Origin of the sequence: Arthrobacter ipis (genome assembly GCF_014694315.1) — a bacterium.
In the GTDB taxonomy this organism is placed as follows: Bacteria; Actinomycetota; Actinomycetes; order Actinomycetales; family Micrococcaceae; genus Arthrobacter; species Arthrobacter ipis.
Map to the genome: position 1 here is coordinate 779955 of NZ_JAAOXD010000003.1, position 26471 is coordinate 806425.

23 protein-coding genes are annotated in these 26471 nt (G+C 66.7%); 17 read left to right on the top strand and 6 right to left on the bottom strand.

All coding sequences use genetic code 11. The features are described 5' to 3' along the window. Positions 1 to 49: 49 nt before the first annotated feature. Genes G9E11_RS10665 through G9E11_RS10675 form a run of 3 tightly spaced genes read right to left on the bottom strand, consistent with a single transcriptional unit; the run spans position 50 to position 3637 of the window. A complete protein-coding gene (locus tag G9E11_RS10665; RefSeq protein WP_190605421.1) occupies positions 50 to 961 on the bottom strand; it encodes a MaoC/PaaZ C-terminal domain-containing protein in 912 nt (303 codons plus the stop codon). Further along, on the bottom strand, positions 958 to 2292 hold the full coding sequence (locus G9E11_RS10670) for a 3-oxoacyl-ACP reductase (RefSeq protein ID WP_190605423.1): 1335 nt from the start codon (positions 2290 to 2292) through the stop codon (positions 958 to 960). Before G9E11_RS10670 ends, G9E11_RS10665 begins: the two co-directional genes overlap by 4 nt. After that, positions 2285 to 3637 (bottom strand): acetyl-CoA C-acetyltransferase, encoded by a 1353-nt coding sequence (locus G9E11_RS10675; RefSeq protein WP_190605424.1) that lies wholly within the window; start codon positions 3635 to 3637, stop codon positions 2285 to 2287. Before G9E11_RS10675 ends, G9E11_RS10670 begins: the two co-directional genes overlap by 8 nt. Before the next feature lie 61 nt (positions 3638 to 3698). Here G9E11_RS10675 and G9E11_RS10680 point away from each other — a divergent pair, with 61 nt between their 5' ends. Further along, positions 3699 to 4385: a TetR family transcriptional regulator gene (locus tag G9E11_RS10680; protein ID WP_311764343.1), complete on the top strand. Its 687-nt coding sequence runs from the start codon at positions 3699 to 3701 to the stop codon at positions 4383 to 4385. Positions 4386 to 4454: 69 nt separating this feature from the next. Continuing rightward, positions 4455 to 6551 (top strand): acyl-CoA dehydrogenase family protein, encoded by a 2097-nt coding sequence (locus G9E11_RS10685; protein WP_190605427.1) that lies wholly within the window; start codon positions 4455 to 4457, stop codon positions 6549 to 6551. 70 nt (positions 6552 to 6621) lie between these two features. Here G9E11_RS10685 and glgA read toward each other — a convergent pair whose 3' ends face one another. After that, entirely contained in the window at positions 6622 to 7818 is a 1197-nt protein-coding gene (gene glgA / locus G9E11_RS10690) for a glycogen synthase (protein ID WP_311764344.1), read from the bottom strand. Between the two features lie 99 nt (positions 7819 to 7917). Here glgA and glgC point away from each other — a divergent pair, with 99 nt between their 5' ends. Together glgC and G9E11_RS10700 are read left to right on the top strand one after the other, a co-directional pair. Further along, a complete protein-coding gene (gene glgC / locus G9E11_RS10695; RefSeq protein WP_190605431.1) occupies positions 7918 to 9333 on the top strand; it encodes a glucose-1-phosphate adenylyltransferase in 1416 nt (471 codons plus the stop codon). Positions 9334 to 9396: 63 nt separating this feature from the next. Beyond that, entirely contained in the window at positions 9397 to 10848 is a 1452-nt protein-coding gene (locus G9E11_RS10700) for an SDR family NAD(P)-dependent oxidoreductase (RefSeq protein WP_190605433.1), read from the top strand. 247 nt (positions 10849 to 11095) lie between these two features. On the opposite strand, the gene G9E11_RS10705 is transcribed toward G9E11_RS10700, so the two are convergent. After that, positions 11096 to 12280, bottom strand: coding sequence for an integrase catalytic domain-containing protein (locus tag G9E11_RS10705; protein ID WP_190605435.1), 1185 nt, complete (start codon positions 12278 to 12280; stop codon positions 11096 to 11098). 166 nt (positions 12281 to 12446) lie between these two features. Here G9E11_RS10705 and G9E11_RS21090 point away from each other — a divergent pair, with 166 nt between their 5' ends. From G9E11_RS21090 to G9E11_RS10745, 8 genes are all read left to right on the top strand, one after another. Continuing rightward, on the top strand, positions 12447 to 12866 hold the full coding sequence (locus tag G9E11_RS21090) for a hypothetical protein (RefSeq protein ID WP_246468849.1): 420 nt from the start codon (positions 12447 to 12449) through the stop codon (positions 12864 to 12866). A 9-nt stretch (positions 12867 to 12875) separates the two neighbouring features. Further along, entirely contained in the window at positions 12876 to 13640 is a 765-nt protein-coding gene (locus tag G9E11_RS10715) for a carbon-nitrogen hydrolase family protein (RefSeq protein WP_190605438.1), read from the top strand. 98 nt (positions 13641 to 13738) lie between these two features. Continuing rightward, entirely contained in the window at positions 13739 to 14647 is a 909-nt protein-coding gene (dapA, locus tag G9E11_RS10720) for a 4-hydroxy-tetrahydrodipicolinate synthase (protein ID WP_102970876.1), read from the top strand. A 42-nt stretch (positions 14648 to 14689) separates the two neighbouring features. Next, positions 14690 to 16381: a ribonuclease J gene (locus tag G9E11_RS10725; RefSeq protein WP_190605439.1), complete on the top strand. Its 1692-nt coding sequence runs from the start codon at positions 14690 to 14692 to the stop codon at positions 16379 to 16381. Between the two features lie 85 nt (positions 16382 to 16466). Then, positions 16467 to 19355, top strand: coding sequence for an FtsK/SpoIIIE family DNA translocase (locus tag G9E11_RS10730; RefSeq protein ID WP_190605442.1), 2889 nt, complete (start codon positions 16467 to 16469; stop codon positions 19353 to 19355). A gap of 54 nt (positions 19356 to 19409) precedes the next feature. Continuing rightward, complete coding sequence (gene pgsA / locus G9E11_RS10735) at positions 19410 to 20069, top strand: CDP-diacylglycerol--glycerol-3-phosphate 3-phosphatidyltransferase (RefSeq protein ID WP_190605444.1); 660 nt, start codon at positions 19410 to 19412, stop codon at positions 20067 to 20069. Next, positions 20066 to 20551 carry a CinA family protein gene (locus G9E11_RS10740; RefSeq protein WP_190605446.1) on the top strand — a complete coding sequence of 162 codons (486 nt, stop codon included), beginning with the start codon at positions 20066 to 20068 and terminating at the stop codon, positions 20549 to 20551. The genes pgsA and G9E11_RS10740 overlap by 4 nt, the downstream gene beginning before the upstream one ends. A gap of 191 nt (positions 20552 to 20742) precedes the next feature. Further along, positions 20743 to 21195, top strand: a complete 453-nt coding sequence (locus G9E11_RS10745; RefSeq protein WP_003798764.1) for a helix-turn-helix domain-containing protein — start codon at positions 20743 to 20745, stop codon at positions 21193 to 21195. Between the two features lie 90 nt (positions 21196 to 21285). Here G9E11_RS10745 and G9E11_RS10750 read toward each other — a convergent pair whose 3' ends face one another. Next, on the bottom strand, positions 21286 to 21792 hold the full coding sequence (locus G9E11_RS10750) for a MarR family winged helix-turn-helix transcriptional regulator (RefSeq protein WP_190605448.1): 507 nt from the start codon (positions 21790 to 21792) through the stop codon (positions 21286 to 21288). 42 nt (positions 21793 to 21834) lie between these two features. Here G9E11_RS10750 and G9E11_RS10755 point away from each other — a divergent pair, with 42 nt between their 5' ends. The 5 genes from G9E11_RS10755 (at position 21835) to miaA (ending at position 26458) form a co-directional block, all read left to right on the top strand. Next, positions 21835 to 22074 carry a DUF3046 domain-containing protein gene (locus tag G9E11_RS10755; RefSeq protein ID WP_190605450.1) on the top strand — a complete coding sequence of 80 codons (240 nt, stop codon included), beginning with the start codon at positions 21835 to 21837 and terminating at the stop codon, positions 22072 to 22074. Positions 22075 to 22282: 208 nt separating this feature from the next. Then, entirely contained in the window at positions 22283 to 23335 is a 1053-nt protein-coding gene (recA, locus tag G9E11_RS10760; protein WP_190605452.1) for a recombinase RecA, read from the top strand. A 100-nt stretch (positions 23336 to 23435) separates the two neighbouring features. Next, positions 23436 to 23951: a regulatory protein RecX gene (locus tag G9E11_RS10765; RefSeq protein WP_190606007.1), complete on the top strand. Its 516-nt coding sequence runs from the start codon at positions 23436 to 23438 to the stop codon at positions 23949 to 23951. Positions 23952 to 24006: 55 nt separating this feature from the next. Further along, positions 24007 to 25554: a tRNA (N6-isopentenyl adenosine(37)-C2)-methylthiotransferase MiaB gene (gene miaB, locus G9E11_RS10770; protein WP_414635188.1), complete on the top strand. Its 1548-nt coding sequence runs from the start codon at positions 24007 to 24009 to the stop codon at positions 25552 to 25554. A 4-nt stretch (positions 25555 to 25558) separates the two neighbouring features. After that, on the top strand, positions 25559 to 26458 hold the full coding sequence (gene miaA, locus G9E11_RS10775; protein ID WP_190605454.1) for a tRNA (adenosine(37)-N6)-dimethylallyltransferase MiaA: 900 nt from the start codon (positions 25559 to 25561) through the stop codon (positions 26456 to 26458). Positions 26459 to 26471: the final 13 nt, after the last annotated feature.

The window sequence follows — 26471 nt, forward strand, 5'->3', positions numbered from 1 at the left end:
GCCGCAGCACCGCCCCCGTGCCGCAGCCACGCGCCACAGCACGCCCGTGCTACAGCGCCGCCACCGATCCGCTGAAGTGCTTGCGGCCGGACCGCGGATTCCAGGCCACGTAGCCGGACCGCAGCCAGCCGCCGTCCCCGGCCTCCGCCGTCGAAATGTCCAACGCCACCCGTGCGGGAAGGAAAACCGGGGCCTCGAACCCCACCTCCCAGCGGAACGAGTCGCCTTTGGCCGCGCCCACGTCCGCCAGCGCCCTCGACGCCAGGTACATACCATGGGCAATGGACCGGCGCAGGCCCAGTGCCTTGGCGGAAAGTACGCTCAGGTGGATCGGGTTGAAGTCCCCGGACACGGCAGCGTAGGCACGGCCGGTGTCCACGCCAAGCTGCCAGAGGGCCGTGGGGTCCGGAGCCGAAAAACCCTGCGGCGCGACTGCTGCCGAGGCCTTGTCGATGCCGGGCAGGAACACCCCCTTGGCCAGGTAGGTGGACACGCCGGTCCAGCAGATGTCGCCGCCACCGGAAGTGCGTACCTCCGCCACGATGTCCAGCTGTGTCCCCGCGCGGTGTGCCCGGAGCGTCTCCGCCCTGGCCACAATGTCCAGCAGTTCAGTGAACCTGACCGGCCTGCGGTACTCAATCACGTTCCGCAGGTGGAACATCCCCAGCAGGGGCAGCGGGAAGTCGTCGCGGTTCATGACGCTCATGGCCACAGGAAACGCCAGGGCATGGATGAACCCCGCCGGCAGCACGTCACTGGCAGTCTCGCCCAGCAGGTGCTGGTACGCCGTGAGGTTTTCGACGTCGGGACGGACATCCCGGACCTCGTGGCTCACGGCGGGCAGCACGTCGGCGGCATGCGAGCCCATAATCCTGCGGCGGGCCGCCGTGGCCGCCGCGTTCACATACAGCTTGGAGAGGGACGGCATCTCCCCCAGGATGAGGGGCTGGCCGCCGGTCATGCCCCCACCAGGTTTTGTCCGCACACCCTCAGCACCTCTCCGGAAATGCCCCCGGCGGAATCGCCCGCGAGGAAGGAAATAGCCTCGGCGACGTCCCCCGGATGCCCGCCCTGCTGCAGGGAATTCAGCCGCCGGGCAATCTCCCGGGTGGCGAAGGGAATCCGCGCGGTCATCTCTGTCTCGATGAATCCAGGCGCCACGGCATTAATCGAACCGCCGTATTCCGCCAGCAGCGGTGCGGTGGCCCGGACCATGCCCATCACCCCGCCCTTGGACGCCGCATAGTTGGTCTGTCCGCGGTTGCCGGCGATGCCGCTCGTGGAGGCAACCGAAACGATGCGCGGCGCGGAACGGAAGTGCTCGGAGGCAAGGAGAGCCTCGTTGATGCGCAGCTGGGCGGTGATGTTCACATCAATGACCGAACCCCAGCGGGACTGGTCCATGTTGACCAGCAGTTTGTCCCGGGTGATGCCGGCATTGTGGACCACGACGTCGAGCCGGCCGTGGCGCTGCACGGCATGGTCAACGATTCGTTGCCCGGCGTCGCCGCGGGTGATGTCCAGCTGCAGCGCGGTCCCGCGGATCCCGTTGGCGACCTCGGCCAGGTGGTCCCCGGCCGCGGGAACGTCCACCGCCACAACGGTGGCGCCGTCGCGGTGCAGTGTCCGGGCGATGGCCGCGCCGATCCCCCGGGCGGCGCCGGTCACCACGGCGACCTTCCCGGCGAGCGGTGCGCCGGCGTCGTCGGGCATCCTGCCGTCCGCGGAACTGACGCGGACGAACTGGCCGTCCACGAACGCTGACCGGCCGGAGAGGAAGAAGCGCAGCGCCCCCAGGGCTGACGGGGCGGTGGGACTGATGTCCTCTGCCAAGAGGATGCCGTTGCCGGTGGCGCCCGCGCGCAGTTCCTTGGCCAAGGAGCGCAGCAGCCCGTCCACGCCTTGCCTGGCGGCGGCCGTGGACGGCGTTCCGCCGGGCACGCGCGATACAGTCACCACGCGTCCGCCGGGGGCGAGATCGCGAAGTGACGGCGCTGCCGCCAGGACCGGCTGCTCCAGGTCGACGGGCGCTTCGACGGCATCAAGGACCAGCACGATTCCGCCAAGCTTTTCCCTGGGAACAGCGTGGCGGCGGACGTCGAGGCCCCAGGAAAGCAGTGCCGCCGCGATCCCGTCAGCGCCGGGTCCGGAGCCGCCGACCAGGACCGGCCCGTCGATCAGTGGCTGCCCGGGCCGGTAGCGCCGAAGCTCGGCCGGCTGCGGCAGGCCGAGCTTCCGGGCCAGATCCCGTCCGAGGCCCTGGTTAACCAGCCTTGCGTAGGTGTCAGTCATGGATGTCCCCCGGTGTGGTTCCTTCCGAGTACGCCTCGAGCAGCGCGACGACGCCCTGGCCGCCGGCGGCACAGACGGACACGAGTCCCAGGGCGGGACGCCCGCCGGTAGTGCCCTTTTCATGCAGCATTTTCGCCAGCGTGGCGACGATCCGCCCGCCCGTCGCAGCGAACGGGTGTCCGGCGGCCAGGGACGATCCGTTGACGTTCAGCTTGGACCGGTCGACCTTGCCGAAGGCACCGTCCAGCCCGAGGCGCTCGCGGCCGAACTTGTCGTCCTCCCAGGCGGCGAGCGTGCTCAGCACCGTCCCGGCAAAGGCTTCATGGATCTCGAAGTAGTCGATGTCGTCCAAGGTGAGGCCGTTGCGTGCCAGCAGGCGCGGGACGGCGAACACCGGCGCCATCAGCAGCCCGTCCTTGCCGTGGACGAAATCGACGGCGGCTGCCTCGCCGTCCAGGACGGTGGCGAGCTTGGGCAGGTCGTGCCCGTCCGCCCACTCCTCCGAAGCGAGCAGCACCGTGGAAGCGCCGTCCGTCAGCGGCGTGGAGTTGCCGGCCGTCATGGTGGCTTCCGAGCCCAGGTTCCGGCCGAACACAGGCTTCAGCGACGCCAGCTTCTCGGGGCTCGTGTCCGGCCTGAGGTTGGAGTCCCGGGTGAGCCCCCGGTAGGGCGTGAGGAGATCGTCGAAGAACCCGGCTTCGTAGGCGGCGGCGAGGTTCCGGTGGCTGTTGAGGGCAAGCTCGTCCTGCGCCTCGCGGGAGATGTTCCACTGGGCCGTGGTCAGGGCCTGGTGCTCACCCATCGACAGTCCGGTGCGGGGCTCTCCGGTGTTCGGCGCGTCCGGGGCGAGGTCCTTGGGGCGCAGCCGGGCCAGGATCTGGAGCCGCTGCGGGAGTGTCTTGGCGCGGCTGAGGTCCAGCAGCACCTCGCGGAGGCCTTCGCTGACGGCAATGGGGGCGTCGGAGGCGGAGTCCACGCCGCCCGCGATGGCCGAGTCCAGCTGGCCGAGCCTGATCTTGTTGGCCAGGCCCAGCACTGTTTCCAGGCCGGTGGCGCAGGCCTGCTGGAGGTCATAGGCGGGAGTTTCCGGTGACAGCGCAGAGCCCAGGACGGCTTCGCGTGTCAGGTTGAAGTCCCGGGAGTGCTTGAGGACGGCGCCTGCGGCGACCTCGCCGATGCGTTCCTCCTGCAGGCCAAAGCGGGCGATCAGGCCGTCCAGGGCAGCGGTGAGCATGTCCTGGTTGGACGACTTGGTGTAGGCGCCGCCCGTCCGGGCGAACGGGATCCGGTTGCCGCCGACCACCACGGCCTTTCGCACGGGTTGAGGCTGTCCATCCATGGGCATGTGCTATCTCCTTTGATCCGGCTGGTTATCGATACCCAGCGTACCTGATACGCTGGGTATCGTGAACTCGATTCCTCCGCCCGCGTCTCCGCACTCACCCGCAGAACCGGTGGACGGCCGCGCCTCCCGATGGCAGGGGCACCGCGAAGAACGCAGGCGGGAACTCATCAAGGCCGCCCGGCGGGCGGTCCACGCGCTCGGCAGCGATGCCTCCATGGAGGACATTGCCGCGGCGGCCGGCACGTCGAAATCGGTGTTCTACCGGTACTTCGGTGACAAGGCCGGCCTGCAGCAGGCGGTGGGGGAAGTGGTGCTGGGGAAGATGCAGCAGCGCATCAAGGAAGCGGCGCTAAGCGCGCAGACGCCCCGGCAGGGCTTGTTCGCCATGGTCTCGGCCTACCTCCAGATGGCTGAAACTAGCCCCAACGTCTACGTCTTTGTCACCCGATACTCCGCTGCGGAGTCCGACGGCGGTCCCACCACTATCACGACGGCGGGCGCTCTCGGCCACTTCTTTGAGGCTATTGCGGACATGATCGCCACGCCCATGCGCACCCACCTCGGCGAAGGCAAGGAGTCCGTGATCGGCTACTGGCCCAACGCCGCCATCGGCCTGGTGCGCAACGCCGGCGAGCAGTGGCTGGCCAGTCCGGACTCCCCCGCCAAACCGGACCAGGACACCATGGCACGGCAGATCACCGACTGGCTGTGCGTCGGCATCGCGCCGGAACTCACGGACATTCAATAGCACCGGAAGCTGCCAGAACCAACGAGGGACCAGAACCAACGAAGGTCCAGTACCAACGAAGGGATCGACATGACTGAAGTAGCGGACCGCCCGGCGGGCACCACCACCCATGCAGCGTCCGGCCGGCCGGGGGTCCCGGCGACGGCAGGGCCGTTGCCCGCCGTCGACGTCGCTGCCCTGGGTGAGCTGCTGCTGGGCAGGTGGGCCGACGTCCGCCGGCAGGCGCGTGAGCTGGCGGCACGCGAGGAGCTGCACAAGGCGGAAGGGCTCACGCACGCGGAGCACCGTCAACGCACCTTCGGCCAGCTGAAGCACCTGGTGGACAGCGGCGCCGTGCACCGCGCCTTCCCCGCCGGCTTCGGCGGGTCGGACGACCACGGCGGCAACATCGCCGGCTTTGAGGAACTGGTCACCGCCGATCCGTCCCTGCAGATCAAGGCGGGCGTCCAGTGGGGCTTGTTCGGCTCGGCCGTCATGCACCTCGGCACGGCCGAACACCACCGGAAGTGGCTGCCGGGCATCATGAACCTGGACATCCCGGGATGCTTTGCCATGACCGAAACCGGACACGGATCAGACGTCGCCAGCATCGCCACCACGGCAACGTATGATCCGGACGCGCAGGAGTTCGTGATCCACACCCCGTTCCGCGCGGCCTGGAAGGACTACATCGGGAACGCGGCCATCGACGGGCTCGGCGCCGTGGTGTTCGCCCAGCTGGTGACGCGCGGGGTCAACCACGGCGTGCACGCGTTCTACGTGGACCTGCGCGACCCCGTCACCAAGGCTTTCCTGCCGGGGATCGGCGGCGAGGACGACGGCGTGAAGGGCGGGCTCAACGGCATCGACAACGGCCGCCTGCACTTCGAGCACGTCCGCATCCCCCGCACCAACCTGCTCAACCGCTACGGCGACGTGGACGCCGAGGGCAACTACACCTCGCCCATCCCGAGCCCCGGACGGCGCTTCTTCACCATGTTGGGCACGCTGGTGCAGGGCCGCGTGAGCCTGGACGGTGCCGCCGTCGCCGCATCCAAGCTGGCTCTGAAAACGGCCATCACCTATGCAACCGAACGGCGGCAGTTCAATGCCTCATCCCCCGTCGAGGAAGAGGTGCTGCTGGACTACCAGCGGCACCAGCGCCGGCTCTTCACCCGGCTGGCCACCACGTACGCCGCGGGCTTCGCGCACGAGCAGCTGCTGGGAAAGCTGGACGACGTCTTTTCCGGCGCCCACGATTCCGACGAGGACCGCCAGGACCTGGAAACCTTGGCCGCGGCGCTGAAGCCGCTGAGTACCTGGCACGCACTGGATACGCTGCAGGAATGCCGCGAAGCCTGCGGCGGTGCCGGGTTCCTTATTGAGAACCGCTTCGCGTCCCTCCGCGCCGACCTGGACGTCTACGTCACGTTCGAGGGCGACAACACCGTCCTGCTGCAGCTCGTGGCCAAGCGGCTGCTGGCCGACTACGCCAAGGAATTCCGCAGCGCCACGTTCGGTGTGCTGGCACGGTATGTGGTCAACCAGGCCGCCGGCACCGCCGTCCACCGCACCGGCCTGCGCCAGGTGGCACAGTTCGTGGCGGACAACGGCTCCGTCCAGAAGGCCGCCATTGCCCTCCGTGAGGAGGAAAGCCAGCGCGCATTGCTCACGGACCGGGTCCAGACGATGGTTGCCGAAGCGGCCGCTGCCCTCAGGGGCGCCAACCGGCTTCCGCAGCGCGAAGCGTCCGCGGTGTTCAACCAGCACCAGGACGAGCTCATCGACGCCGCCCGGGCGCACGCCGAACTCCTGCAGTGGGAAGCCTTCACCGAGGCGCTGGGCAAGGTCACCGACCCGGGAACCAGGACTGTGCTGACCTGGCTCCGCGATCTTTTTGGGCTGTCCCTCATCGAGGACAACCTCGCGTGGTACCTGATGAACGGCAGGCTCTCGATGCAGCGCGCACGGACCGTAGGCGGGTACATAAACCGGCTCCTGGTCAAGCTGCGCCCGCACGCGCTGGACCTTGTGGATGCCTTCGGCTACGGCCCGGCGCACCTCCGCGCCGCTATCGCCACCGGCGCCGAAAAGGTCCGCCAGGACGAGGCACGGGATTACTACCGCGTGCAGCGCGCCAGCGGAACGGCCCCCGTGCCGGAGAAGTCACTTACGCCGCGCCGCTAGTTGAGCTCAACGCCCGACGGCGGGGACCCACCAAAGGAGGTCTCCGCCGTCGGGCGTTTATGGCGTTGTACTACTTGAGCACTGACCGGTAGACGTCCAGCGTGGTCTGGGTGATCGACTCCCAGGAGAAGTGCTCCTCGGCACGCTTGCGGCCGGCCCGGCCCATTTCGCGTGCACGGGACGGGTCCGACACGACCTCGGTCAGGGCCGCGGCGAACTCAGTGACGAATTTCTCCGGATCCAGCGGCGTGCCCGTGCCGTCGGTCACCTGCTCGAGCTCCACCAGCAGGCCGGTCTCGCGGTGGTTGACCACCTCGGGGATGCCGCCGGTTGCACTGGCCACCACGGCAGCTCCGCAGGCCATCGCTTCAAGGTTCACGATGCCGAGCGGCTCGTAGATGGAGGGGCAGGCGAAAGCGGTGGCGTGGCTCAGCACCTGGATCAGCTCATTGCGGGGAAGCATGCGCTCGATCAGCACCACGCCGCTTCGCTGGCTCTGCAGCTCCTCGATCAGGCGGGCGGTCTCCGCCGCGAGTTCCGGCGTATCCGCCGCGCCGAGGCAGAGGACCAGCTGGACGTCCGCGGGGAGCTTAGCGGCGGCCCGCAGCAGGTACGGGACACCCTTCTGCCGGGTGTTGCGCCCAACGAACACCACGCTGGGGCGGGCGGGGTCGATGCCCAGGGTCCGGATGACGTCATCGTTTTCGTCGCGGTTCCACAGGCTGACGTCGATGCCGTTGTGCACCACCTTGACTTTCTCCGGGTCCACCTCCGGGTAGCTGCGCAGGATGTCCTGGCGCATGCCCTCGGACACGGCGATGATTGCGGCAGCCGCCTCATAGGCGGTCTTCTCCACCCACGAGGACAGCGCGTAACCGCCGCCCAGTTGCTCAGCCTTCCAGGGCCGCAGCGGTTCCAGGCTGTGGGCGCTGAGCACATGCGGGATGCCGTGCAGCAGCGATGCCAGGTGGCCGGCCATGTTGGCATACCACGTGTGCGAGTGCACCAGGTCCGCGCCGGCAACGTCCGGAACGATTCGCAGGTCCACACCGAGTGTCTGCACGGCGGCGTTCGCCGAACCCAGATCCTCGGGCACCGAGTAGGAGGTCACGGCGGCGCCATGATAGTCGGCATCCCGGGGCGCACCAAAAGCGCGCACCTGAAGGTCGACATGCTGGGCCAGGACCCGGCTTAGCTCAGCCACGTGGACGCCCGCGCCCCCATAGATTTCAGGCGGGAATTCTTTAGTCACAATGTCTATTCGCACGTTACCCAAGGTAGTCGTTACGGTTGAACTGTTCTAGTGTGAAGAAAGTCCGGACAAACCGGATTTTTTGGGGAGATACGAAGGCGTACAGGAGCGACCATGCCGTCAACTAAGAAAGTCCTGGCCATAGTCCTCGCCGGGGGCGAGGGAAACCGACTCATGCCGCTGACGGCAGACAGGGCCAAACCAGGCGTGCCCTTTGCCGGCAGTTACCGGCTTATCGATTTCGCGCTGTCCAACCTCGTCAACTCCCGGTACCTCCAGATCGTGGTCCTGACGCAGTACAAGTCCCACAGCCTTGACCGCCACATTTCCGAGACCTGGCGCATGTCCACCCAGCTCGGCAACTATGTCGCCTCGGTTCCGGCCCAGCAGCGCGTCGGCAAGAGCTGGTTCCTGGGCAGTGCCAACGCGATCTACCAATCCCTGAACCTGATCCACGATGCCAACCCCGACATCGTCGTCGTGGTGGGCGCGGACCACGTGTACCGCATGGACTTCTTCCAGATGGTCGAGCAGCATGTCAAGAGCGGTGCCAAGGCCACCGTGGCGGCCGTCCGCCAGCCGCTCAACATGGCCAACCAGTTCGGCGTCATCGAGGTGGACCCCGAAGACCCCCAGAAGATCGCGGCGTTCGTGGAAAAGCCCGCGTCCACCCCCGGGCTGGCCGCTGACCCCACCCAGTTCCTGGCCTCCATGGGCAACTACGTCTTCGACGCCGACGCCCTGGTGGATGCGCTCCACGTTGACGCCGAGCGCCTGGACACCAAGCACGACATGGGCGGGGACATCATCCCCTACTTCGTCAACCAGGGTCAGGCCGGCGTCTACGACTTCACCCTCAACGACATTCCCGGCTCCACCGAACGGGACCGGACGTACTGGCGTGACGTAGGCACCATCGACTCCTTCTACGACGCCCACATGGACCTGATCTCGCCGCTGCCGGTGTTCAACCTGTACAACTCCGAGTGGCCCATCTACACCCGCCAGAGCATTTCCCCGCCTGCCAAGTTCGTGCGCGGCGACAACAACACCGTGGGAACGGCCCTCGATTCAATCGTGGCCAGCGGCGTGGTCATCTCTGGCGGCATCGTGGAAGGCTCTGTGCTGTCCAACGACGTCTACGTCGACTCTGCCAGCCGCGTCATTGACTCGGTGCTCATGGACAAGGTGACGATCGGCAAGGGCGCCGTGGTGCGCCGGGCCATCATCGACAAGAACGTCAAGGTCCCCGCAGGAGCGGCCATCGGCCTGGATCCGGACCTCGACCGCGCCCGCGGCTTCAAGGTGACCGACTCGGGCATCACGGTGCTCTCCAAGCACCAGACCGTGCCGGAACCGGACGACGCCGAGCGTGCGCTGTCCGCGGCAAACCTGCACCTGGTCCCGGATGCTGTGAAGGCCGCAACCGAGAACTGGCCCGAGATCCGCAGCTCTGCCGAGCACGTGGGCAAGGTTCAGGCCGCCGCCGCTGGTGTGAACTCCCCGCCCCAGCAGGCCGTCCGTTCCTGATCCCCTGTTCAAGCAACTCCCTTGAGGCAGGTCTGACCCTCCACAGGCTGTAAAATCAGATCAATGAGCTCCGCCGATCTGACGCCTGAAGAGATTCAGGCCTGCCTCAAGGTTTTGAACACCATCCACGTCTACGACGAGGAGCACCCTGACTACGTCTCGGTGCGCCGCGCCACAGGCAAAATGTTCAAGGCCGTCAAGCGGCACCGCCGCGTCACCAAGCGCGACCTGGTCGCCGAAGCGGACCGCGCCGTGCTGGCCCAGACCGCCACCGCTGCGCCGGACCGGATCGACGACGAGACGCGCGGCAACAAACTCGCCACGTCCGCTACGGGGAAGGTCGCCGGCCACCTCATCAGGTCCCGGCCCTGCTACATCTGCAAGCAGCACTACACCCAGGTGGACGCCTTCTACCACCAACTGTGCCCCGAGTGCGCGGCGTTCAGCCACTCCAAGCGCGATGCCCGCACCGACCTCACGGGCCGGCGTGCCCTGTTGACCGGCGGCCGCGCCAAGATCGGCATGTACATCGCCCTGCGGCTGCTGCGCGACGGCGCGCACACCACCATCACCACGCGTTTCCCCAAGGACGCTGCCCGCCGTTTCGCGGCCATGGAGGACAGCGGGGAATGGCTGCACCGGCTGAAGATCGTGGGCATCGACCTCCGCGACCCCTCGCAGGTCATGGCCCTCACGGATAACCTCAGTGCCGCGGGGCCGCTGGACATCATCATCAACAACGCGGCCCAGACGGTGCGCCGCTCCGGCAATGCGTACAAGCCGCTGGTGGACGCCGAGGACGAGCCGCTCCCTGCTGCCTTGGAGGCAGCCAACGGGGGTCCGGAACTGGTCACCTTCGGCCATGCGCATGACAAGCATCCCCTCGCGATTGCCAGCAGCGTCACCGAACATCCGGTCCTGGCCGGCGACGCCGTCACGTCCCTTGCCTTGTCTACCGGTTCGGCGTCCCTGGAGCGGATCGCCGCCGGTACGGCCATCGACGCCGGCGGCCTGGTTCCGGACCTTGCCACCATCAACAGTTGGACGCAGGTGGTGGACGAGGTGGACCCGCTGGAGATGCTCGAGGTGCAGCTGTGCAACGTCACCGCGCCGTTCCTGCTGGTCAGCCGGCTGCGGGATGCCATGAAGCGGTCCACTGCGCACCGCAAGTACATCGTCAACGTTTCTGCCATGGAGGGCCAGTTCTCCCGGGCCTACAAGGGGCCGGGCCACCCGCACACCAACATGGCGAAGGCGGCCCTGAACATGATGACCCGGACCAGCGCCCAGGAGATGCTGGACTCTGACGGCATACTCATGACCGCCGTCGATACCGGCTGGATCACGGACGAACGCCCGCACTTCACCAAGGTCCGGCTGATGGAGGAAGGCTTCCACGCGCCGCTGGACCTGGTGGACGGTGCAGCCCGCGTCTACGATCCGATCGTCATGGGCGAAAAGGGCGAAGACCAGTACGGGGTGTTCCTGAAGGACTACAAGCCCAGCCCCTGGTAAATGCTCGCGGCTGCTGCACAGCCGGCGGCACCAAGCTTTGGCATTCCGGCAAGGAGACACCCGCGGCGATTGAGATCGCCGGCTACGATGCGAGTAGGCAGCCGCTCCCGAAGGGCACCCTGCAGTGGCAGGCTGCCCTGACTCCCTGTTGCGTCATAGCAATACCTCCGGGAAGGTAAATACGTTGCCTCATTTGAAAACCTCCGGTTGGTCGTGATCGTTGCCTCGTTGAAAAACCTCCGGCAGGCTAGCCGTTCCAGGCACGGTTGACGGGCTTGAGAGGGGCTGGTTTTTTGGCCAGGGCCAGTGTTTCCAGCTCGGCGGTCAGGGCCAGGATCCGGCGTGAGAGCGTGCCGGGCTTGATGCGTTTGAAAGCAGCGTTCATCTGGATGACCGGGCGTTTGTGCATCCGTTCGTGCCTGGCAGCGCGCTGGTGGGGTGTGGCCGGCGCGTCGTGCTTCTTGGTGATCTTCGCTCCGTGCCGCTGCTTGAAGAGCAGCTTCTGCTGCGGCAGTAGATAGTTGGTGAAGACACGGTCCAGCTCCCAGATCTCGTTGAGCTTCTCCAGCTCCGCGGCGGTGTCGTAGCGCAGGTACCCGACCAGTTCCCGGACCCGGGCCCAGTTCTTTTGCTCGACGTGCGCTCCGTCGTTTTTGTTGCCGGGCCGGGAGCGGGTGAAGGTGATCTGCTGAGCGTGGCAGTAGGCCAGCAGGTGCTCGTTGATGAACTCGGAACCGTTGTCCGAATCGATGCCGATGATGGGGAACGGGAACACGGCGGTGACGTGCTCGAGGGCTTCAAAGACCCATTTGGCTGCCTTGTTCCGCACGGACCGGTTCACCGTCCAGCCCGTGCAGACATCGGTCACGGTCAGCGTGAAGCAGAACTCGCCGAAGCTGTTGCCTCCTTCGTGGCCGACCAGATCGATCTCCACAAATCCCGGAACGGCGTCGTCCCACTCGGCCCAGGTGCGGACCGGGATCTGGGCCTTCAGCAGCGTGCCGGGCTTGGTGTGTGAGCGTCCCCTTGGCATGAGCTTCGCCCGCTCCGCGGTGAGCTTGCGGTCGATCGTTGCCGCGCTCATCCGCATCAGCAGCGCGGCCTGTTCATCGGTGAGCTCAAGCTCCCGGTCCCGGCGCAGCAGCGGCACGAGCACCGGCAGCATCGGGGCCAGGAGCCGGCCGGCAGGGGCGCGCAGCACGGCCCAGCACTTGATCAGCCCAGGTAGCAGATCCGGCCCGTAGACCGGGGATCTGCCCGGCCTGGGCCTGACGATTTTCAGCACCAGCGCGTCCCTAAGAGCAGCTCTGGCATAGTCGCGGTGCCAACCGGTCAGATCGATAAGCTCGTCCAGAATCCGGGACTTCCCTGCACGATCAGCGCTCTGGTAGGCGAGGGCCTTCTTCTTCGTCACAGCTTGCCGCTGGGCCATCGTTAGCTCCATGAAAACGGGCATAGCCCGCATCCGCTGCCAACACCCTCAACCACGCCGCTACGCGGAGGTTTTCAAACGAGGCAACGTATCCGGCTACGCGGAGGTTTTCTATGAGTCAACGCGCACTCTTGTATTCGAATATATATTCGAATAAGATTTCGGCATGAAGAAGTCATCACGGCGTTCGGCGGGTCAACAGTCGGCCGGTCACCAAGCGGGCGGGCATGCGCTTGGTGCCCGCCAGTTCAGGGGTGATGCCCTCCAGGATCATGCGCGCGGGAGTGATGCGCCCAAGCGTGATCCCCTGAAGGCCATGAGCCCCGGAGTGGTGGACTATCTCTTCCGGCAACTCGTGGCAGGGGAGCCGCCCGAGGACGTCCAGTGGAGCCGGGAAGGCGTTGCGCTTTCTGCGCAGGCGCCGGGGCCGGAGCTGGCGCGGCGGCTGTCCGAAACGGACCTTGATGCGCTGACGCCCACGGAGCTGTTCCACTATGTCCGCGCCGCACAGCGCCTTTCCCAGTGGGCAGAGTCATTGCGGGAGGTGGCCGTGGAACGTTACTGCACGGGCGCAGAGCCCGCCTAGGATGGGCTCGTGACAGCACCCCTGACAGTCTCCGTCATCCAATACGCGGCCTTGGCCGGCGGCATCGATGCCAACGCGCCGGAGCATGTACGCCTCATCGAGGACGCCGACTCGCACGGTGCCCGGCTCGTGGTGTTCCCCGAGCTCTCGCTCACCGGGTACGACCTGCCCCTGCTTCGCAGCGGGCACCAGTTTGATGCGGGGGACCAGTGGGTGGCGCCAGGGGACCGCCGTTTGGACCCCATCCGGGAGATTTGCCGCAGAACCGGGATCACCGCCGTCGTTGGTGCACCGTTCCGGGAGCGGGACGGCACTCCGCGGCTCGCATCCATGGCCGTTCACCCGAACGGCACAGAAGATGCTGGCTTTAAGACTCACCTTCACGACGACGAGCAGTCCCTTTTCGAGGCAGGGCAGGAACCGCTCCTGCTGGACGTGGACGGCTGGAAGATTGCACTGGCCATCTGCTTGGATGCTGCCCATCCCGCGCACTCCGGCGCTGCTGCCGCGGCGGGAGCTGACGTGTACGCCGTCTCGGCGCTCTACACGCAGGAGGAAGGACACCGGCTCGGGCTGCATCTCGGAGCGCGGGCCATGGACAACCGCATGTATGGCGTCCTTGCCAACCTGGGTGGCCGAACACCGCTGGGTCCGTCCTGCGGCCTGAGCGGTTTCTGGGGACCGGACGGGCTGCCGATGCGGCGGGCGGGCGGTACCGGAACGGAAGTGGTCACAGCTGTGCTGCTGCGGGGTCCCCTCGAGAGGTACCGGTAGCCGGAGTGGCACCGCGGCCAGCTTGCGCACCGGAATTTGACGATCATCACGCGGTGGCCATTGTCCTAACCTGCACGTGACAGGGTAACGTTTTTCCCATGGCTGACACTTCCGCGAACCTTCCTGCCCTGGGCACCCTCCTGACCGCCATGGTCACCCCGTTCACGACGGACGGCAAGGTCGATTACCAGCAGGCAGCGGAACTGGCCAGCAAGCTCGTTGACGACGGCTGCGACGGCCTGGTTGTCACCGGAACCACCGGCGAGACGTCCACCCTCACCGACGAGGAAAACCTCGGAATGTTCCGCGCCGTGATGGAAGCCGTTGGCGGGCGTGCCGCGGTTATCGCCGGCACCGGAACCAACGACACCGCCCACTCGGTGCACCTGTCCCAGGAAGCCGCAAAGCTGGGCGTCGACGGTCTGCTGATCGTCACGCCCTATTACAACAAGCCCAGTCAGGCCGGCGTCCGGGCGCACTTCGAGACGGTCGCATCCGCCACGGACCTGCCCGTCATGCTGTACGACATCCCCGGACGGTCCTCCATTGAGATCGCGCCGGACACCATGATCCGCCTCGCCCAGCACCCGAACATCGTTGCCGTCAAGGACGCCAAGGCCGACTTCGCCGCGGCAACCCGCGTTCTGGCAGAGACTGACCTTGCCTTCTACTCCGGCGACGACGGCCTGACCCTGCAGTGGATGGCCCTGGGCGCCGTGGGCCTCGTGGGGGTCACCACGCACGTCGCCACCCGCCGTTTCCGGGAGCTCATCGACGCGATCAACGCGAGTGACCTCGGCACGGCCCGCAAGATCAACTTCGAGCTTGAGCCGGTAGTTCGCGCCACCATGACCCGCGTCCAGGGCGCCGTTGCAGCCAAGCAGATTCTTAAATGGCAGGGAGTCCTGCCCAACTCGATTGTCCGCTTGCCCCTCGTGGAGCCGGACGAAGCCGAGATCGAAACCATCCGCGAGGACTTGGCGAAAGGAGGGCTGGTCTTTTCCTGACGGACTGAGACCGGCACTCTTCCGTCTGGAAAGAAGTGCATTATGACCCAAGTAGCCCTCCCCGGCCTCGTTACGCCTCCCCGCCTTCCCCAGGGCACCCTGCGGATTGTCCCGCTGGGCGGGCTCGGCGAAATCGGCCGGAACATGGCTGTGTTCGAAATCGACGGCAAGCTGCTGGTCGTCGACTGCGGCGTCCTCTTCCCCGAGGAAACCCAGCCCGGCGTTGACCTGATCCTGCCCGATTTCTCCTACATCGAGGACCGGATCGACGACATCGTTGCCGTGGTGCTCACGCACGGCCACGAGGACCACATCGGAGCCGTTCCCTACCTGCTGCGGCTCCGCAACGACATTCCGCTCGTGGGATCGCAGCTGACCCTGGCGCTGATTGAAGCCAAGCTCCAGGAGCACCGGATCAGGCCCTACACGCTGTCCGTCACCGAGGGGCAGGTGGAGCAGTTCGGCCCGTTCCAGTGCGAGTTTGTTGCGGTCAACCACTCCATCCCGGACGCCCTGGCGGTCTTCATCCGCACAGCCGGCGGCACGGTGCTGCACACGGGCGACTTCAAGATGGACCAGCTGCCGCTCGACGGCCGCATCACCGATCTCCGGCATTTCGCCAAGCTGGGCGAAGAAGGCGTGGACCTGTTCATGTCCGACTCCACCAACGCCGACGTCCCGGGATTCACCACCGCGGAGAAGGAGATCGGCCCCACCCTGGACCGGCTCTTCGGGCAGGCCAGCAAGCGCATCATCGTGGCGTCGTTCTCATCCCACGTGCACAGGGTGCAGCAGGTCCTGGACGCCGCCGCCAAGCACGGCCGCAACGTCGCCTTCGTGGGGCGTTCCATGGTGCGGAACATGGCCATCGCAGCCAAACTTGGCTACCTGCACGTGCCGGACGGCATCCTGGTGGACCTGAAGAACATCGACTCACTGCCCGACAACCGGGTGGTGCTGATGTCCACCGGGTCCCAGGGCGAACCCATGGCCGCGCTTTCGCGCATGGCCAACGGCGACCACCGCGTGGTGGTGGGCCAGGGCGACACCGTCATCCTGGCATCCAGCCTCATTCCCGGCAACGAGAACGCCGTCTTCCGCATCATCAACGGCCTGCTGAAGCTCGGCGCCGACGTGATCCACAAGGGCAACGCCAAGGTCCATGTGTCCGGCCATGCCGCGGCAGGGGAGCTCCTTTACTGCTACAACATCCTTGAGCCGCTCAACGCCATGCCGGTTCACGGTGAGACGCGCCACCTGATCGCCAATGGCAAGATCGCGGAGGAATCGGGCGTTCCGGCGGCCAGCATCCTGCTTGCCGACAACGGCACGGTGATTGACCTGCGGGACCACCAGGCCGACATCGTAGGCCAGGTCGAGGTTGGCTTCGTGTACGTGGATGGCTCCAGCGTCGGCGAAATCACGGATGCAGACCTCAAAGACCGCCGCGTCCTGGGCGATGAAGGCTTCATCTCCATCATCACGGTCGTCAACAGGGCCACCGGCAAGGTTGTCTCCGGGCCCGAGATCCACGCCCGCGGCGTCGCTGAGGACGACTCGGTCTTCGACGACATCATTCCCAAGATCAACGCCGCACTGGAGGAGGCCGTGCTCAGCAACGCTGACCACACCAATCACCAGATGCAACAGATCGTCCGCCGGGTGGTCGGCACGTGGGTCAACCGCAAGCTGCGCCGGCGTCCCATGATCATTCCGGTGGTCCTGGAGGCCTAACCGCCGGTGCCCGGGGGCTGAACACAGCCCCCGGAAGGCCCGGAAATCCGCGGCTCCGCGGCCGCAGTGGAGTACCGTGGCAGATATGGCCACACGTACTTCCCCCGCGCCAAAACGTACCCCCAGCAGTAAAACGGGCGCATCCGCAGGCCGCAGCGGCTCTTCGGCGGCCAAATCCGGCCGTGCCGGATCGTCCGCCGGCAGCGCCCGCACGCGCCAGCTTCCCGCCGTCGAACACCGGCAGCCCTGGCTGCTGCGGGTCGCCGGCGGGGCCTGGCTGGGCATCGGCCACCTGGTGGGCGGGGGGGTGCGCCGGATCGGCCAGGACGTCAGCGACCTGGCTCCCGAAGACCGCCGCGACGGGGCCGCCCTGTTCAACCTGGCCCTGGCAGTCTTCATCGCCACCTTCGCCTGGTGGGGTTTCCGTGGCTGGTTCCCGGACGCTGTCTACGCCGTGGTCAACGGCACCTTCGGCTGGATGTCGCTGGTCCTGCCGCTCATGCTCTTCGTGTGCGCCTGCAGGCTGTTCCGGCAGCCCGTGGACGGCCGCGGAAACAACCGCGTGGGCATCGGGTTCCTCATCATGACGTTCGCTGGGTGCGGCATCGCGCACATCGTGGGCGGCCAGCCGACGGTCAGCGAGGGCTTCGACGGGCTGCGGCAGGCCGGCGGCATGCTGGGCTTCCTGGCGGCCTCGCCGTTGGCCGCCATTCACCCTGCGGTCCCGGTGGTCCTGTACGGGCTGCTGGCCTTCGTGTCTGTCCTCATCGTCACGGCCACGCCGTTCGGCGCCATACCGCGGCGGCTGCGCGGCGCCTATGAGCACCTGATGGGCATCGACCTTCAGGAGAACGACGGCGACGCCCACGACCGCAGTTACCTGTACGAGAACAGCCCTCCCGCCCCGAAGAAGAAGCGCAAGCGGCTCTTCGGCAAGGATGAGGAAGCCGATCCCCGGCTGGAAGGCTACGTCGGAGACGAAGCCTTTGAGCATGCCGTGGTCGACGACGACGAACCGTCGCCTGAGGCCGGCAAGGGACGCCCTGCTGTGGCCCCCGGAGTCCGGCGGCCCACCCAGGCGGAGATCGCCGTCGAGAAGATCAAGGCAGCCCAGGGACTCGGAGCCAAGGGCGCCGATGCCGAGAACGCCACCGAGGCCATTCCGCTCGTGGTCCCGGGCCTGGCCGGTTCGGCGAATGCACCCGGCGCGACTCCCGCTGCTGCGGTGCAGGTTCCGTCCAAGCCAGTGGCGCCTGCGCCGCCGCCCACACCGATTCCCCAGCGCACGGAGCAGCTGTCCCTCGCCGGCGATGTCACCTACACGCTGCCGTCGTCCGACGTGCTCACACCCGGCTCCATTCCCAAGGAACGTACGGAGGCCAACGACGCCGTCGTGGCCGCCCTGACGGACACGCTCCAGCAGTTCAACGTGGATGCCACTGTGACCGGTTTCAGCCGAGGTCCCACCGTGACCCGGTACGAGATCGAACTGGCGCCGGGCACCAAGGTGGAGCGGGTCACCGCGCTGTCCAAGAACATCTCCTACGCCGTCGCCTCGAGCGACGTCCGCATCCTCAGCCCCATCCCCGGCAAGTCGGCCATCGGCATCGAAATCCCCAACACGGACCGCGAGACCGTGTCGCTGGGCGACGTCCTGCGCAGCCAGAACGCCCGCCGCACGGACCACCCCATGGTCATGGGCGTCGGCAAGGACGTCGAGGGCGGCTACGTCGTGGCCAACCTGGCGAAGATGCCCCACCTGCTGGTGGCCGGTGCCACCGGTGCCGGTAAGTCCTCGTTCGTGAACTCCATGATCACGTCCCTGCTGATGCGGGCCACCCCCGACGAGGTCCGCATGGTCATGGTGGACCCCAAGCGCGTGGAACTCACCGCCTACGAAGGCGTACCGCACCTCATCACGCCCATCATCACCAACCCCAAGAAGGCGGCCGAGGCACTGCAGTGGGTGGTCCGGGAGATGGACGCCCGCTACGACGACCTCGCCAACTACGGCTTCAAGCACGTCGACGACTTCAACAAGGCGGTGCGCGCCGGCAAGGTCCAGCCGCCGGTGGACTCCAAGCGCGTCATCCGGCCCTACCCGTATCTGCTGGTGATCGTGGACGAGCTCGCTGATCTGATGATGGTGGCACCGCGGGACGTGGAAGATTCCATCGTCCGCATCACGCAGCTGGCCCGCGCCGCCGGCATCCACCTGGTGCTGGCCACGCAGCGGCCGTCCGTTGACGTGGTCACCGGCCTCATCAAGGCCAACGTGCCCTCCCGCATGGCCTTCGCCACCTCATCCGTGACCGACTCCCGCGTGGTCCTCGACCAGCCGGGCGCCGAAAAACTCATCGGCCAGGGTGACGCGCTGTTCCTTCCCATGGGTGCCTCCAAGGCGATGCGTGTCCAGGGCGCCTGGGTCACAGAATCCGAGATCCACAAGGTGGTCGAGCACGTCAAGGGCCAGCTCCAGGCCGTCTACCGTGACGACGTCGCACCCGAAGCGCAGAAGAAGCAGATCGACGACGACATCGGGGACGACCTCGAAGTGCTGCTGCAGGCCACGGAGCTGGTGGTCACAACCCAGTTCGGCTCGACGTCCATGCTGCAGCGCAAGCTCCGCGTCGGGTTCGCCAAGGCAGGCCGCCTCATGGACCTGCTCGAGTCGCGCGGTGTCGTTGGTCCATCGGAAGGCTCCAAGGCCCGCGACGTGCTGGTCAAACCGGACGACCTCGCCGCGGTGCTGGCCGCGATGAAGGGGCAGGAGGCACCGGCCACGGCCGATTCTCAGACGGCCGCGCTCAGTGACAACGCCAACGCTAACATCGCGCAGGGCGGCTACGCGGAGGACCTCGTTGCGGCCGACCTGGACAACCGCACCCAGAGTGTCGAGTATTACGACGGCGCGGACAGTTCCGGTGACGACGAGGACGGTTCCGAGGACGCCTGGTCCCTCACCGGCCGGTAGCCCTCATGGGTATCAGCAAGGAAGCGGCAGCGCCGAAGACGGTAGCCTAGAAGGGTGACTAGCACCGAAGCGACCGCGGCCGGCTCCAACAGCTCCGGGATCTGGAATCTTCCCAACATCCTCACCATGCTCCGCATCGTGCTGGTGCCGTTCTTCGTGTGGTTCCTGATCGCCGATGCCCCGGACCTGCGGAGCGAGTCCGGCGGGTGGCGCTGGGCAGCCGTGGTTGCGTTCGCCGTCGCGATTTACACGGACAAGCTCGACGGCGACATCGCCCGCAGCCGGGGACTGGTCACCGACTTCGGCAAGATTGCCGATCCGATCGCGGACAAGTTGCTGACCGGATCCGCCCTGGTCATGCTGTGCGTCTTGAATGAACTGCCCTGGTGGATCACGATTGTGATCCTGGTCCGTGAGTGGGGGATCACGGCGCTGCGGTTCTTCGTGATCCGCTACGGCGTCATCCCGGCCTCACGCGGCGGCAAGCTTAAGACGGTTGTCCAGACCGTCGCGATCTTCCTCTACCTCCTTCCGCTGGCATCCATCGCACCGTGGCTGACCTGGGTGGCCTTCGCGGTAATGCTGGCAGCCGTGCTGATCACCGTCTGGACCGGCGTCGAATATGTCATTCAGGCGCTGAAAGTAAGGTCGGAGGGGCTGCGCCGGCGGGCTGCGGACCTCGGCCAGCAGGAGAGCGAGGAGGGCCAGCCGTGACAAATCTGCACCGGATCGCCGGGGAGGCCGTGGCTGCGGCCGTTGGGCGCGGCGTCACCGTCGCCACCGCGGAATCACTCACCGCGGGCATGGTCGCCGCGGTACTGGCCGACACCCCGGGGGCTTCCGCCATGCTGCAGGGGGGCGTGGTCTCCTACAGCAACGCCGTGAAGCGGGACGTCCTTGGCGTTTCCCAGGACCTGCTGGACGCCGTCGGATCGGTGGATGAAGCAGTGGCTGCCGCCATGGCCGACGGCGCCCGGCGGGTCTGCGGCGCGGACCTTGCCGTCTCCACCACGGGCGTGGCCGGACCTGACGCGCACGACGGCAAGGCCGTGGGAACGGTGTTCGTGGGCGTCGCCACCGCGCAGGGTGTGCAGGCCTTTCCCTACAGCTTTGAGGGCACCCGGGCAGAAATCAGGGGGCTGGCCTGTGGCGCTGCTTTGGAGCGGCTTCAGGAGGCACTGGATGCGTTAAGCTGAGTTTCCGGCTTCGCTGAAGTGGGTCCCAGATCGCGCTAAGCTACCCGGAGTAAGGTTGCCGGGAACAAAAAGCGAGTCCGAATAGTTGTCACATTGTGTCGCCTCCCCTGGAGGGAGGCGCCTAGGATGAAGAGAACATATGCGGTTTACGTCACAGTGAACCGGAACCATGAGGGAGCAAGGCGATACAGATGGTAAAGCAGCCCGTGTCCGTAAACGGCGTTGTCCGCTGGAAGGACGTGGGCCTCGCCGATCAGGCCAAGAGCGAACAGAAGGAGCGCAAGATGGTTGTACTTCGTCACGAAATCGGTGATGTACTGCGCGATGTCCGCCAGCGGCAAGGGCGTACCCTCCGCGAAGTTTCGCACAGCGCCCGGGTCTCCCTGGGTTACCTGAGTGAAGTGGAACGCGGCCAGAAGGAAGCTTCCTCGGAACTCCTGTCCTCGATCTGTTCGGCGCTGGATGTTCCGCTTTCCAGCATGCTTCGTGAGGTCAGCGACCGCGTGGCTGTCGCCGAAGGCGTTGCCGTGCCGGACACCGTCCCGCAGGAATTCTCCCAGCGCTACGGCCGTGACCTTGAGCGCGACCTGAGCAGCGAGCTTAACAACGAACTCGCCACCGAAATGCTGTCCGGCGCCCGCTAGCAGAATCCGGTAATCCGGACCAGATAACTACAGCGAAGGCCTCCGGCAATCCGCCGGGGGCCTTCGTCGTGCCCTGAACCAAGCTCTGATCTAGGCGTCGTCCCGCGGGAATCCGTCACGTTCGTAGGTGGCGTTGAGCTTGGCCATGTAGGTGGCCAGTGCGTCGAGGTCCTCCACCGGCCATTCGCCCAGGCGCTCACGGAACACCTGCCGCCGGGCATCCTGCACCTGGTGCATCTTCTCTTCGCCCTCAGCTGTGAGCCGAATCGTTTGCGCCCTGCCGTCCAGCGGGTCGGCCTCCTTGAGCACCAGGCCGACGCTTTCAAGGAATGCGATTTGCCTGCTGACGGACGGCTTGCCGACGCCGATGCTGGAAGCAAGTTCGGTGAGGCGGATGGGGCCGCTTTTGCGGATCACGCTGAGCAGTCCGTAGGCGGCCGGCTCCATGTCCGGGTGGACCTCGCGCGACAGTTGCTGGGAAATGGACCGGGCCCGTCGCCAGAAAAGACTGATCTGGTGCTCCACGTTGGTCAGTGCCGCATCAAGAGTGCCCTCGAAGGGGGCAGTGGTTCCGGCGGCTTCAGGGGGGTTGCTCATGGCAACCATTCTAGAGTCAGGGTCCGTGAGAGACTGTGTTGAGTGAGGATTAGTGATTTTTGGCGGCTGATGGACGACGAATTCGGGGCCGGCTACTCGCGTGTGCTGGGCGGCTCCCTCGTCCTTGCCGGAGTCGGCGGCCGGACAGCTGACCAGGCCCTCGCCGCGGGCGTCAGCCCGCGCGACGTCTGGCTGGCAGTGTGCGACGTGCAGGACGTCCCCGAGGAGCGCCGCCTCGGCCGCGATATCAAGCCGCGCCAGCACGGGCCAGACCTGGTCTGAACAAATCCCGACTCGCCCGGGAACCCGCTGACACGCCGCCCGATTGTTCGAATATCTGTTCGGGTGCGACTATGCTTTTTGGCAGCGGGTTATCCACATACGTACGCCTGCCCGGCAAGAATGTCAGCGGGTGGCGCTAGCGTCGGTGATGACAGACAAAGGGCCGCAGAGGCCCCTCCAAAGCGAGAAAGCATTAGAGGTGTGAACCATGGCGGCAGCCCCGGATCGTGCAAAAGCGCTAGAAGCAGCGCTCGCGCAGATTGACAAGCAGTTCGGCAAGGGATCGATCATGCGGCTGGGCGACGAAACACGCGCCCCCATCGAGGTCATTCCCACCGGCTCCATCGCACTGGACGTCGCTCTGGGAATCGGAGGTCTCCCGCGGGGCCGCGTCGTCGAGATCTATGGCCCGGAATCGTCAGGTAAGACCACCGTGGCCCTGCACGCTGTAGCTAACGCCCAGCGCGCCGGCGGCATCGCCGCCTTCATCGACGCCGAGCACGCCCTCGATCCTGAGTACGCCGCGAAGCTCGGCGTGGACACGGACGCCCTGCTGGTCTCCCAGCCGGACACCGGTGAGCAGGCCCTCGAAATCATGGACATGCTGGTGGGCTCCGGCTCACTGGACATCGTGGTCATCGACTCCGTAGCGGCCCTGGTGCCGCGGGCGGAAATTGAAGGCGACATGGGCGACAGCCACGTCGGCCTGCAGGCACGGCTCATGAGCCAGGCCCTGCGAAAGATCACCGGCCGGCTGAGCCAGACCAAGACCACCGCCATTTTCATCAACCAGCTGCGTGAAAAGATCGGCGTGTTCTTCGGGTCCCCGGAAACCACCACCGGTGGTAAGGCGTTGAAGTTCTACGCCTCTGTGCGTATCGACGTCCGCCGCATCCAGACCCTGAAGGAAGGTGCCGATTCCGTCGGCAACCGGACCAAGGCCAAGATCGTCAAGAACAAGATGGCCCCGCCCTTCAAGATCGCGGAATTCGACATCATCTACGGCCAGGGCATCTCCCGCGAGGGTGGCATCATCGACATGGGCGTGGAGCACGGCATCATCAAGAAGTCCGGGTCCTGGTTCACCTACGACGGCGACCAGCTCGGCCAGGGCATGGAGAACTCGCGCCGCTTCCTGCGCGACAACCCGGAACTGGCGGCCGAGCTCGAGCGCCTGATCAAGGAAAAGCTCGGCGTCGGCGTGAAGGCCCCGGCCGAGGCCGAAGCTTCACCGAAGCTGAAGGCCGTTGACGGCTTCTAGCAGACGCCGGTCCTCTTCGGCCCTCGCCAGGGCCGGAGGGGACCGGCAAGCAGGACCCGGCCCCGATCCGGATGAGGACCGGGACGCAGATCCGGCGTCGGTGGCGCGCGCCATCGTACTGCGCCAGCTGACCGCATCGCCCAAGAGCCGGCAGCAGCTTGAACGCAAGCTGGCCGAGCGCAACGTGCCGGAGGACGTCGCTGCAGCCGTGCTGGACCGCTTCGAAGAGGTCCGGCTCGTCGATGACGCCGAATTCGCGGACATGTGGGTGCGGAGCAGGTCGCAGTCGCGCAGGCTGGCCAGGGGAGCCCTGCGCCGGGAGCTCGCGGACAAGGGCATTGACCCTGACACGGCGGCCTCGGCTTTGGAGCAGGTCAGCGACGAGGACGAGGAAGCCGCTGCCCGCCACCTCGTGGAGCGCAAGCTACGGCCGGGGACGGACCTGGCTGACCGGGCGGAACGCGACAAGACCACACGGCGGCTCGCGTCCATGCTCGCCCGCAAGGGGTACCAGCCCTCGCAGGCCTTCCGGATCGTGGGGGAGGTCCTGGACGCTGCAGCCGGCGGCGCCGCCTCCGGCGACGACACCTACCGGGCCTCCGCGTCCTGGGATTGACCGGACGCGGGGAGTGAACGCGGCGGGTACTCTTGGCAGCCGGTACCCTTAATGGGTGAGTCTGACCTATCCTTCCCCCGCACCCGGCACCGAAAACGCAACCGGCAGCGCCGTTGTGCCCCGCACCTACCAGGTGCGTACCTTCGGCTGCCAGATGAACGTTCACGACTCCGAGCGCATGGCGGGCATGCTGGAGGCGGCCGGCTATGTGCCGGCTGACGGCGCCCAGGCGGACGTCGTCGTCTTCAATACCTGCGCGGTGCGGGAAAACGCCGACAACAAGCTCTACGGCAACCTCGGCCAGCTGGCGCCGATCAAGGCGGCCAACCCGGGGATGCAGATCGCCGTCGGCGGCTGCCTCGCCCAGAAGGACCGCGAAACCATCCTGAAGAAGGCACCCTGGGTGGATGCCGTCTTCGGCACGCACAATGTCGGAGCCCTGCCTGCCCTTCTGGACCGGGCGCGCCACAACAACGAGGCGCAGCTGGAAATCCTCGAGTCGCTGGATGTCTTCCCGTCCACGTTGCCCACCAAGCGCGACTCTGTCTATTCGGGCTGGGTGTCCATTTCGGTCGGCTGCAACAACACCTGCACCTTCTGCATCGTCCCTGCCCTGCGGGGCAAGGAAAAGGACCGCCGGCCGGGGGAGATCCTTGCCGAGGTCCAGGCGCTGGTGGACGACGGCGCCATCGAAGTGACGCTCCTCGGCCAGAACGTGAACTCCTACGGGGTGGAGTTCGGCGACCGCCAGGCCTTCTCCAAGCTGCTGCGCGCCTGCGGCGAGATCCCGGGCCTGGAACGGGTGCGCTTCACGAGCCCCCACCCGGCTGCGTTCACCGATGACGTCATCGACGCCATGGCCGAGACGCCCAACGTCATGCCGCAGCTGCACATGCCGCTGCAGTCGGGATCGGACAAGGTCCTGCGTGACATGAAGCGTTCCTACCGGTCGGCGAAGTTCCTGGGGATCCTGGACAAGGTCCGCGCCAGGATGCCGCATGCCGCGATCTCCACGGACATCATCGTTGGTTTCCCGGGGGAGACGGAGGAGGATTTCCAGGCGACCCTGGACGTCGTCGAAAAGTCACGCTTCGCCACGGCCTTTACCTTTCAGTACTCCAAGCGGCCCGGCACCCCGGCCGCGGACCTGCCGGACCAGCTGCCCAAGGCCGTGGTGCAGGAACGCTTTGAGCGCCTCACCGCGCTCCAGGACCGCATCGCCGCGGAAGAGAACGCCAAGCAGCTGGGACGCCGCGTCGAAGTCATGGTCACCGCCCAGTCCGGCCGCAAGTCAGAGGAAACGCACCGCCTCTCAGGCCGGTCGCAGGACCAGCGCCTGGTCCACTTCACGGTTCCCGAGGGTGCTCCTGCCCCGCGTCCCGGAGACCTGGTGACAGTCACCATTACGGAAGCGGCCGCCTTCCATCTGGTCGCCGATCCTGCTTCCGCAGGCGACTACTCCCTGCGCCGGTCCCGTGCCGGCGATGCCTGGGACAGGGCGCAAGCCGATTCCTGCGGCGTGCCGGCACCTGCTGCCGCGGGGTCGTCGGGCAAGAGCGGCGTGTCCCTCGGCATGCCCTCGCTCCCGGTGCGGAGCCGCTGACCCGGTGGCGGGCCAACCCCCCGTCATAGCGGTTGTCGGCCCCACCGGTTCGGGCAAGTCCGACCTCGCCGTCGACCTTGCCCTGGCCCTAAACGGTGAGGTGATCAACGCCGACGCCATGCAGTTCTACCGCGGCATGGACATCGGCACCGCCAAGATCACCGAGGCTGAACAACGGGGCGTCCGGCACCACCTGCTGGACATTCTGGACGTGACGCAGGAAGCGTCGGTGTCCGACTTCCAGCAGCAGGCAAGGGACGCCGTCGCCGACATCCATCGCCGCGGCAAGCGCGCCATCCTGGCCGGCGGGTCGGGACTGTATGTTCGCGCCGCCCTCGATGTGCTGGACTTTCCGGGAACCGATCCGGAAATCCGCAGCCGGCTGGAACAGGAGAACGCCGAGGCAGGGACTAAGGTGCTGCTGGACCGCCTGCGGGCGGTCGATCCCGTCTCCGCCGGGCGCCTCGGCGACGCCCGCCGCATCATCCGCGCGCTGGAGGTGTTCGAACTGACGGGACGCCCGTTCAGCTCCTTCATGCCAACCCGAGAGTACCACCAGCCGGCCCTCCAGATCGGGTTGGAGGTGGACCGGGAGCAGTTACGGGACCGGCTCGCTGTCCGCGTGCACCGGATGGTGGAGCGCGGGCTGCTGGCCGAAGTCGAACGGCTGGACGCCCAGGGCCTGCGCCGCGGCAAGACCGCACCCCGCGCACTGGGCTACGCACAGTTCCTCAAGGTGCTCGACGGCGAAGCGGATGTAGCGCAGGCAGCCGAAGAAACCATAGTGGCCACCAGGCAGTTCGCCCGCCGGCAGCTGACGTGGTTCCGGGCGGACCCCCGCATCAGCTGGCTGGACTGGCAGGACCCTGAGCTCGCTGCCAAGGCAGCCGGGCTCTGCCGCTGAGCCAAGCGCCACG

Excerpts from the sequence above, each read along its gene's own strand:
- G9E11_RS21090 (WP_246468849.1), top strand. The coding sequence starts at position 12,447 with ATGAAGAAGTCATCACGGCGTTCGGCGGGTCAACAGTCGGCCGGTCAC.
- G9E11_RS10705 (WP_190605435.1), bottom strand. The coding sequence starts at position 12,280 with ATGGCCCAGCGGCAAGCTGTGACGAAGAAGAAGGCCCTCGCCTACCAG.
- G9E11_RS10670 (WP_190605423.1), bottom strand. The coding sequence starts at position 2,292 with ATGACTGACACCTACGCAAGGCTGGTTAACCAGGGCCTCGGACGGGAT.
- dapA (WP_102970876.1), top strand. The coding sequence starts at position 13,739 with ATGGCTGACACTTCCGCGAACCTTCCTGCCCTGGGCACCCTCCTGACC.
- G9E11_RS10700 (WP_190605433.1), top strand. The coding sequence starts at position 9,397 with ATGAGCTCCGCCGATCTGACGCCTGAAGAGATTCAGGCCTGCCTCAAG.
- recA (WP_190605452.1), top strand. The coding sequence starts at position 22,283 with ATGGCGGCAGCCCCGGATCGTGCAAAAGCGCTAGAAGCAGCGCTCGCG.
- G9E11_RS10675 (WP_190605424.1), bottom strand. The coding sequence starts at position 3,637 with ATGCCCATGGATGGACAGCCTCAACCCGTGCGAAAGGCCGTGGTGGTC.
- G9E11_RS10685 (WP_190605427.1), top strand. The coding sequence starts at position 4,455 with ATGACTGAAGTAGCGGACCGCCCGGCGGGCACCACCACCCATGCAGCG.
- G9E11_RS10725 (WP_190605439.1), top strand. The coding sequence starts at position 14,690 with ATGACCCAAGTAGCCCTCCCCGGCCTCGTTACGCCTCCCCGCCTTCCC.
- G9E11_RS10665 (WP_190605421.1), bottom strand. The coding sequence starts at position 961 with ATGACCGGCGGCCAGCCCCTCATCCTGGGGGAGATGCCGTCCCTCTCC.
- glgC (WP_190605431.1), top strand. The coding sequence starts at position 7,918 with ATGCCGTCAACTAAGAAAGTCCTGGCCATAGTCCTCGCCGGGGGCGAG.
- G9E11_RS10745 (WP_003798764.1), top strand. The coding sequence starts at position 20,743 with ATGGTAAAGCAGCCCGTGTCCGTAAACGGCGTTGTCCGCTGGAAGGAC.
- G9E11_RS10750 (WP_190605448.1), bottom strand. The coding sequence starts at position 21,792 with ATGAGCAACCCCCCTGAAGCCGCCGGAACCACTGCCCCCTTCGAGGGC.
- G9E11_RS10730 (WP_190605442.1), top strand. The coding sequence starts at position 16,467 with ATGGCCACACGTACTTCCCCCGCGCCAAAACGTACCCCCAGCAGTAAA.